8 protein-coding genes are annotated in these 8,632 nt (G+C 60.0%); 6 read left to right on the forward strand and 2 right to left on the reverse strand.

Annotated elements, in window-relative coordinates:
• Positions 1–29 precede the first annotated feature (29 nt).
• From HAT86_RS02335 to pncB, 6 genes are all read left to right on the forward strand, one after another.
• Positions 30–1,280: a sarcosine oxidase subunit beta family protein gene (locus HAT86_RS02335; RefSeq protein WP_167192972.1), complete on the forward strand. Its 1,251-nt coding sequence runs from the start codon at positions 30–32 to the stop codon at positions 1,278–1,280.
• Between the two features lie 13 nt (positions 1,281–1,293).
• The gene (locus HAT86_RS02340; protein WP_167192973.1) at positions 1,294–1,581 is read left to right on the forward strand and encodes a sarcosine oxidase subunit delta; all 288 of its coding nucleotides are present in this window, start codon (positions 1,294–1,296) and stop codon (positions 1,579–1,581) included.
• Complete coding sequence (locus tag HAT86_RS02345) at positions 1,578–4,526, forward strand: sarcosine oxidase subunit alpha family protein (RefSeq protein WP_167192974.1); 2,949 nt, start codon at positions 1,578–1,580, stop codon at positions 4,524–4,526. The genes HAT86_RS02340 and HAT86_RS02345 overlap by 4 nt, the downstream gene beginning before the upstream one ends.
• A complete protein-coding gene (locus tag HAT86_RS02350; protein ID WP_167192975.1) occupies positions 4,519–5,085 on the forward strand; it encodes a sarcosine oxidase subunit gamma in 567 nt (188 codons plus the stop codon). The genes HAT86_RS02345 and HAT86_RS02350 overlap by 8 nt, the downstream gene beginning before the upstream one ends.
• A gap of 12 nt (positions 5,086–5,097) precedes the next feature.
• Positions 5,098–6,090 (forward strand): helix-turn-helix domain-containing protein, encoded by a 993-nt coding sequence (locus HAT86_RS02355; RefSeq protein ID WP_167192976.1) that lies wholly within the window; start codon positions 5,098–5,100, stop codon positions 6,088–6,090.
• A 69-nt stretch (positions 6,091–6,159) separates the two neighbouring features.
• The gene (gene pncB, locus HAT86_RS02360; protein WP_167192977.1) at positions 6,160–7,452 is read left to right on the forward strand and encodes a nicotinate phosphoribosyltransferase; all 1,293 of its coding nucleotides are present in this window, start codon (positions 6,160–6,162) and stop codon (positions 7,450–7,452) included.
• On the opposite strand, the gene HAT86_RS02365 is transcribed toward pncB, so the two are convergent.
• Positions 7,449–8,147: a hypothetical protein gene (locus tag HAT86_RS02365; protein ID WP_167192978.1), complete on the reverse strand. Its 699-nt coding sequence runs from the start codon at positions 8,145–8,147 to the stop codon at positions 7,449–7,451. The two genes, pncB and HAT86_RS02365, sit on opposite strands and share 4 nt — an antisense overlap.
• A gap of 51 nt (positions 8,148–8,198) precedes the next feature.
• On the reverse strand, positions 8,199–8,632 hold a 434-nt coding region (locus HAT86_RS02370), incomplete at its 5' end, for an IS630 family transposase (RefSeq protein ID WP_167192979.1).

Here is an 8,632-nt window from a genome sequence, read left to right on the forward strand (position 1 = left end):
AGCTAGTTTTGACATGGGACCGAACGCAAATGCGCTATTCTGCATTCCGGATTTTCCGCGAGGGGCTGACCGGCAACAAAGGCTGGAAACCGGTCTGGCGCGAGCCTGACCCGAAGCCCGAATATGACATCGTCATCGTCGGTGGCGGCGGGCATGGTTTGGCCACTGCCTATTATTTGGCCAAGGAATTCGGCATGCGCAACATTGCCGTGCTTGAAAAGGGCTGGATCGGGTCGGGCAATATCGGGCGCAACACCACGATCATCCGCTCCAACTATATGCTGCCGGGCAACGAGCCGTTCTATGAGATGTCCCTCAAGCTCTGGGAAGGGCTTGAACAGGATTTCAATTACAATGCCATGATCAGTCAGCGCTCGATCTTGAACCTGTTTCACTCGGACGCGCAGCGCGATGCCTTTGTGCGGCGTGGCAATGCGATGATGCTGGCCGGGGCCGATGCCGAACTGGCCGATGCCGATCAGTTGCGTTCCGAATTGCCGTTTCTCGATTTCGACAACGCGCGCTTTCCCATAAAGGGCGGCCTTTACCAGCGGCGCGGTGGCACGGTGCGCCACGATGCGGTGGCTTGGGGCTATGCGCGCGGCGCGGATTCGCGCGGCGTCGATATCATCCAGAATTGCGAGGTTACCGGATTTGACATCGAAAACGGCCGTTGCACCGGTGTGCAAACCAGCCGGGGTGCGATCCGGGCGAAGAAGGTGGCGGTCTGCGTCGCCGGGTCGTCGGGGCGGGTGATGGAAAAAGCGGGCATGCGTCTGCCGATTGAAAGCCATGTTTTGCAGGCTTTCGTGACCGAAGGGCTGAAACCGGTCATTCCCGGCGTTATCACCTTTGGCGCGGGTCATTTCTATGTCAGCCAGTCCGACAAAGGCGGTCTGGTCTTTGGCGGCGATCTGGACGGCTACAATTCCTACGCGCAGCGCGGCAACCTGCCGGTTGTCGAAGACGTGGCCGAGGGCGGCATGGCGATCATGCCGATGATTGGCCGCGCGCGGCTTCTGCGCTCGTGGGGCGGAATCATGGATATGTCTATGGACGGCTCTCCTTTCATCGACAAGACCGGGGTCGAAGGCCTCTATTTCAATGGGGGCTGGTGCTATGGCGGCTTCAAGGCTACGCCGGCCAGCGGCTTTTGTTATGCCCATCTTTTGGCAAAAGACGAACCGCACCCGACAGCCACGCAAATGCGCCTTGATCGTTTCGTCGCGGGCAATCTGATCGACGAAAAAGGTATGGGCAACCAGCCCAACCTGCATTGAGGAGGGACATAAGATGATCATCAACCACCCCCTGCTTGGCCCTCGCGATGCAGCCGAATTCATCTATCTGGGCGATGCCGCGCTGATCGACCGCCCCGATTGGCAGGCCGAGGATGCGATGCAGCAGTTTCACGACTACGCTTATCTGCGCGACAATCCCGCCGGCCCCCACCAAGAGCTTTGGTATCACGAACAGGGCGATCGTTCGTGGCTGGTCGTCACGCGCGACACCACCACCCATGACATCACCGATGTGCAACTGGCCCGCGATGTGGCCCGCAGCCGTGGACGCGACAAATGACCCAGACAAACCGCATTTCCGGCGGGCAGATCGACCGCGCCCGCAGCATCAGCTTTACCTTCAACGGCAAGCGGATGACGGGCCATCCCGGCGATACGCTTGCCTCGGCACTGCTGGCCAATGGTCAGCGCCTTGTGGGCCGGTCGTTCAAATATCACCGCCCGCGCGGCATTTTCACCGCCGGGTCGGAAGAGCCGAACGCGCTGGTTCAATTGCGCAGCGGCGCCCATCAAGAGCCGAACACCCGTGCCACCACGGTTGAGCTGTTCGACGGCCTGAGCGCGACCAGCCAAAACCACCGTGGCCCGCTGGAATTTGACCTGATGGCGGCAACCGATCTTTTGTCGCCATTCCTGTCGGCGGGGTTTTACTACAAAACCTTCATGTGGCCGCGCGCCTTTTGGGAAAAGCTGTACGAGCCGGTCATCCGCGCCTCGGCGGGCCTTGGCCGCCTGTCCATGCAGGATGATCCCGACAGCTATGACAAGGGGTTTCTGCATTGTGATCTTCTGGTGATTGGGGCGGGGCCGTCGGGCCTTATGGCGGCGCTGACCGCGGCGCGTTCCGGCGCGCGGGTGATCCTTGCGGATGAAGACTTTGCACTGGGTGGCCGTCTGAACGCCGAGACATTGGCCGTGGATGACATGGCCGGGGCCGACTGGGCGGCGCAAGTGGTGGCGGAACTGGCCGCAATGGACAATGTGCGCCTGATGCCTCGCACCACGGTTTACGGCGCTTACGACCACGGCACTTACGGCGCGTTGGAACGCTGCACCGATCATTTGGCTGATGCGGGCGGCAAGCCACGCCAAGTGCTGTGGCGCATCTATTCCAAACGTGCCGTGCTGGCCGCCGGGTCCACGGAACGGCCAATCGCGTTTGGCAACAACGACCGGCCCGGCGTCATGCTGGCCGGGGCCGTGCGCGCCTATGCCAACCGGTTCGGCACGACGCCGGGGCAACAGGTGGCGGTGTTCACCAACAACGATGACGGATGGCGCACGGCTGCCGATCTGGCAGCCAAGGGCGTCAGCATCCCGGCGGTCATCGACTCCCGCGATGCGCCTGCGCCCATCGACATTCCTGGCATCCGCCATATCCGCAATGCGGCGGTGATGGATACCGTGGGCCGCAAGGGATTGAAATCCATCACCCTGACCGATGGTCAGGTGATTGAGGCCGATACGCTTGCGGTATCGGGGGGCTGGAACCCAAACGTGCACCTGACATGCCACCAGCGGGGCCGCCCCGAATGGCGCGATGATCTGAACGCCTTTGTGCCCGGTGCCAACTTGCCGGTTGGCATGGCCGTGGCCGGGGCCGCCAATGGCGCGCTGACGCTGGCCGCGGCTCTGGCCGAAGGGCAGGCCACCGCGACCGCGCAGATCGAGGCACTGGGCTTCACGCCGACAAAAACCGACACCCCCCGCGCCGAGGACGAGCCCAGCACATCGCAGGCCTTCTGGCATGTTGGCGAAAGCCGCAAGCGCGCATGGCTTGACCTGCAAAACGATGTCACCGTGAAGGACGTGAAACTGTCCTATCGCGAGGGCTTCCGCTCGGTCGAGCACCTCAAGCGTTACACGACCTTGGGCATGGCCACCGATCAGGGCAAAACGGCCAATATCCCCGGCCTTGCCATCATGGCCGAATGCACCGGCAAGACCATTCCGGAAACTGGCACCACCATTTTCCGCCCACCTTACACGCCCATTCCCATGGGCGCGCTGGCGGGCCGATCGCGCGGCACCGATTTCCGGCCCTACCGTCTGACGCCCTCGCATAACTGGGCCAAAGAAAACGGCGCGACCTTTGTCGAGGTTGGCAATTGGCTGCGCGCGCAATGGTTTGCGCGCTCCGGCGAAAAAGGTTGGCGCGACAGTGTCGACCGCGAGGTCGAGATGACCCGCAACTCGGTTGGTATTTGCGATGTGACCACCCTTGGCAAAATCGACGTTCAGGGGCGCGATGCCGCTGAATTTCTTAACAAGGTCTATGCCAATGGCTTTGCCAAACTGCCCGTCGGCAAGGTGCGCTATGGGCTGATGCTGCGCGAGGATGGCATTGCCTATGACGATGGCACCACCGCGCGCCTGTCGGACAATCATTTTGTCATGACCACAACCACCGCGAACGCTGTGTTGGTGTTCCGCCGGTTGGAATTTGCCCGCCAATGCCTGTGGCCCAATATGGACGTGCACCTGATTTCCACCACCGACGGCTGGGCGCAGTTCGCCGTGGCCGGACCCAACGCGCGCAACCTGCTGCGCAAGGTGGTTGATGATGGCCACGATATGTCGAACGAGGCGTTCCCGTTCATGGCCTGCGGCGAAGTGACGGTTTGCGGTGGAATGCCTGCGCGCCTGTTCCGCATCTCGTTCTCGGGCGAGTTGGCCTACGAGGTGGCGGTGCCCGCACGCTACGGCAATTCGATGATGGACGTGCTGATGCAGGCCGGAAAAGAATTCAATGCGGTCCCGTATGGAACCGAGGCGCTTGGCGTCATGCGTATTGAAAAGGGCCATGCCGCAGGTAACGAACTGAACGGTCAAACTTCGGCGCATAACCTTGGTATGGGCCGTATGGTCAGCCAAAAGAAAGAATGCATCGGCAACGTCTTGTCGCAACGCCCCGAAATGATCCGCGACGACGCGGTAAAACTGGTGGGTTTCCGCCCTGTCAATCGCAGCGACAAGGTGGTTGCCGGATCGCATTTCATCAACCGTGACGATACGGCCAATATGGACAATGATCAGGGCTGGATGACCTCGGTCGCCTATTCCCCCAGCTTGGGCCATTCCATTGGCCTTGGATTTATCAAGCGCGGGGATGAACGCATGGGCGAAGTCGTGCGTGCAGTGAACCCGCTACAAGGTAGCGAGATCGAGGTTGAAATCGTCTCTGCTCATTTCATCGACCCCGAAGGAGAGCGTCTCCGTGCCTGAGTTCAAACTGATATCCACCCCGCCCTTGGCTGGCTATGATCAGACCTTCGGCGCCACCCGCCTGCACGCGCCTGCCGATCTGGCAATCGTTTCGCTGGCTTTTCCGCTGGGCGATGAAAATGCCGCACTGGCGGCTGTGAAATCGGCCTATGGCACAGACATGCCCGAACCGGGTCGGTCGGTCGTGGCCAAGGACGGCGCGCGGCTTGTGCGGCTTGGGTCTGATCAGGGTTTTGTGATCTTTACCCATGCCACCCCCGATGCCGAGCGTGCCGTTGCCAAGCAGTTGAATGGTGCAGCCTATACAACGGATCAAACCGATGTCTGGACGGGGCTGGAATTGGCCGGGCCGGGCAGCCGCGCGGCGCTGGAACGCATCTGCCCGATTGACCTGCATCCTGATGCGTTTGCCATTGGCCATGCGGCCCGCACCGTGATGGAGCATTTGGGCACGCTGATCATCCGCACCGACGACCATGCGTTTCTGCTTTTGTCGGCCAGTTCCTCGGCGCAGTCGTTCCTGCATGCCGTCGAAACCTCGCTTAGCAACACAACCTGAGATCTGAGTCCCATGTTCCACGAAAACCTTGATATTGCACGGCCCGGCCAGACGGGCGCCACGCCCGCCCGGCGCAGCTTGTCGGGGGACTTCGTGTTCATCACCCAAAACAGCAGCGTCGCCTTTGCCGCCGAGGCCTGCATCGACGTTCTACGCTCGGCCAACGGGCTTTTGGGGCAAAGCAGCTATCGCTGGACCCATCTGCGCGCCGACGCGGATAGTTGTGCGCGTGGTCCGGTCTGTGCGCCGGGCCAGACCCTTGTACTGATCGGCGGCATCGACCAGCCGTGGCAACCCGACGCAACGGCCCTTCAGGCCCTGCGCGCCTGCATCCGCAATGCGGCGCGGGTTTGTGTTGTGGGCGCTGCGGTGTTTGTGCCGCTATCGGCTGGCGTGCTGGGGGCGCAACGCCTGTCGGTGCACCCCAACTTTCGCCCCGGTGTTAGCGAAGTGACCACCACTCTGGACCTGGCCGAAACCGCCACCTGCCACCACAACGCCATTAGCAGCGCCATCAGCCCTGCCGCCGCGCCGCGCATGATGGCCGATCTTGTGGGGGCCAAGGACGGTGAGTTCACTCGCACCGCCCTGTTGCAATATCTTGGCCTGTGCGATTCAGCCCCCGGCCCTGCCAGCAGCGAACACTGGCGCTATCAGCGCATGACACAGGGCGATCCGGTGATCTCGGACGCGCTGCAGCTCATGCAGGACCACCTTGAAGATACGCTGACCGTCGGCCAAATCGCTGAAATCCTCGATGTGTCGCCCCGCAAACTGGAGCGCGGCTTTCGCGATTTGCTGGGGCAATCGCCGCTTAACGTCTATCGCAACCTGCGGCTTGACCGGGCCTATAGCCTGTTGTCGCAAACCGCCATGCCATTGGGCGAATTGGCCATGGCCTGCGGATTTTCCAATGTCACGCTGATGAAGAAATGGTTCATTCGCAAATATGGCGAACCGCCCGAGGCCACGCGCCGGCATGCGTTTGCCGGGCAGCCGGCCTGACACCGCCCTTGCCAGCGGCGGGCCCCTTTGCTTTAACCGCCCGGAAGCCAATAACCCCCGGAGGTCGGCATGGTCGATATCGCCACCCGCGTCTACAATCATCGCTGGAAGCTCGATCCGATCGTCCGCTCCCTGATCGATACCGATTTCTACAAGCTGCTGATGTGCCAATCGGTGTTTCGCAACAAGCCTGACACCCAAGTCACCTTTAGCCTGATCAACCGCAGCAAATCCATTCGGCTGGCCGAACTCATTGACGAGGGCGAGCTGCGCGAACAGCTGGATCATATCCGGTCGCTGTCGCTGACCCGTGGCGAATCCACATGGCTGCGCGGCAACACCTTTTATGGCAAACGCCAGATGTTCACGCCGGAATTCATGCGCTGGTTCCAGGGGCTGCGCCTGCCGCCCTATCACCTTGAAATCCGCGATGGCCAGTATGAACTGACATTTGAAGGCGCATGGCCCGAGGTCATGCTGTGGGAAATTCCCGCGCTGGCCGTGCTGATGGAGCTGCGGGCGCGCGCCGTTCTGGGCGACATGAAGAAATTCGAATTGCAGGTGCTGTATGCCCGCGCCATGACCAAGCTTTGGGAAAAGGTCGAACGCCTGCGCCCGCTGGACGGGTTGCGCATTGCCGATTTTGGCACGCGGCGGCGGCATTCGTTTTTGTGGCAGGATTGGTGCGTTCAGGCCATGCGCGAGGGGTTGGGCGAGGGCTTTGTCGGCACTTCGAACTGCCTGATCGCCAAGAACCGCGATCTTGAGGCGATCGGCACCAACGCCCATGAACTGCCTATGGTCTATGCCGCGCTGGCCCGCGACGATGCCGAGCTGGCCCAAGCCCCCTACAAGGTGCTGGCCGACTGGCAGGACGAGCATTCGGGCAACCTGCGCATCATCCTGCCCGACACCTACGGCACCGAAGGTTTTTTGAAAAACGCCCCCGATTGGCTGGCCGGTTGGACAGGCATCCGCATCGATTCCGGCGATCCCGCGACAGGGGCCGAGGTCGCGATCCGCTGGTGGAAAGACCGCGGCGAAGACCCGCGCGACAAGCTGATCATCTTCTCTGACGGGTTGGACGAAGACAAAATCATCGACCTGCACAAGCAGTTTCATGGCCGTGTGAAATTCAGCTTCGGCTGGGGGACACTTCTGACCAACGACTTCCGAGGGCTGACAGAGGGCGACGCCCTCGCCCCCTTCTCATTGGTCTGCAAAGCCGTGGCCGCCAACGGGCGGCCCACGGTGAAACTGTCGGACAACCCGAAGAAGGCCATGGGGCCGGAGGACGAGATTGCTCGGTATAAGCGGGTGTTTGGCGTGGGGGAGCAGGAGGCGATGGAGGTTGTGGTTTAGGAGAAGTAGTTCATGTCATACTCATCAAGTTTGTCTGCCATTTCCTCAATGTCTTCTAAAACAGACCAGTATCCCATTTGCCCTGCAGCCCAAATAGCAAGACCCCTTTGGTTAGTAGTGCCACTCTCGGAAAGGATGGCTTTCTTGCAATCCTCTTGCGTCAATCTCTTATTTAATTTGACTGAAACGTAAGCAAAGGTCGCTGGATAGGTTTCTTCCAATAAGTTCCATAAATCTTGGTCTTTAGGTTTCGTCCTGATAATTGCCCGTGAGATTATCCAGCCCTCAGTTTCCGTTTTGACCAAATCCCACAGTATTTCTTCTAGTCTGTGCTCTGGAGCTTCATAGGCAATCAGCTTCGCAGCTGACATATCATTAGTCTCAAACCAATAATCAAATATCGCGTCCCAGCTAAATAGAAAAGTGTCGTTGCTCAGTGCTTTAAACCATCTCGAAAGTGATCCTTTGGTTTGGCGACTATACCAAAAATCAAGAACAATTTGTCGATCTGGTGCTTGAATGCCTGGATAAATCGCTGCCAAAGCTGAGTCGATGCGTGCTCGCCGCCTACCCGCGGTTTCCCAGTTTCTCATCAATGCTTTTGAAACCGCCTTGTACTCAGGAACAATACAAGATTCTGATCGCCTTGATGCGGCACGCAAAAGGACTGGATATAGCTCTCCAGAAACTTCCAAAGTTTCTAGAATCGCTTTGGCTATTTCCTCGTTGTTTAGAGCGTGTCGCGTTTAATCGGTTTTGTATCCTGCTGCCTTGAAGAAGTTGTAGCATTCCTCGTCGGTGAAGAGGTCGCACACATGACCGACAGCCTGCCAAAGTTCATGGTAGGTTCGGGCTGCAGCCTTTCGGATCAGGGCCTTGAGCTTTGAGAAGGCCATCTCGATCGGGTTGAGGTCGGGACTGTAGGGCGGCAGGAACAGGAACCACGCGCCGATATCTCGCATGGCCCTGGCTGCGCCGGGGCTCTTATGGCTCGACAAGTTGTCGAGGATGACCACGTCGCCCGGACGCAAGGTCGGCACCAGCTGGGTCTCGATATAGAGGTCGAACAACTCGCCGTTCATTGCGCCATCGATCACCCACGGGGCATCGAGGCGATCATGGCGCAGGGCACCGATGAAGGTCTGGGTGCGCCAATGCCCGAACGGCGCGTGATCGACCA

Source organism: Roseovarius gahaiensis (genome assembly GCF_011601345.1).
In the GTDB taxonomy this organism is placed as follows: Bacteria; Pseudomonadota; Alphaproteobacteria; order Rhodobacterales; family Rhodobacteraceae; genus Roseovarius; species Roseovarius gahaiensis.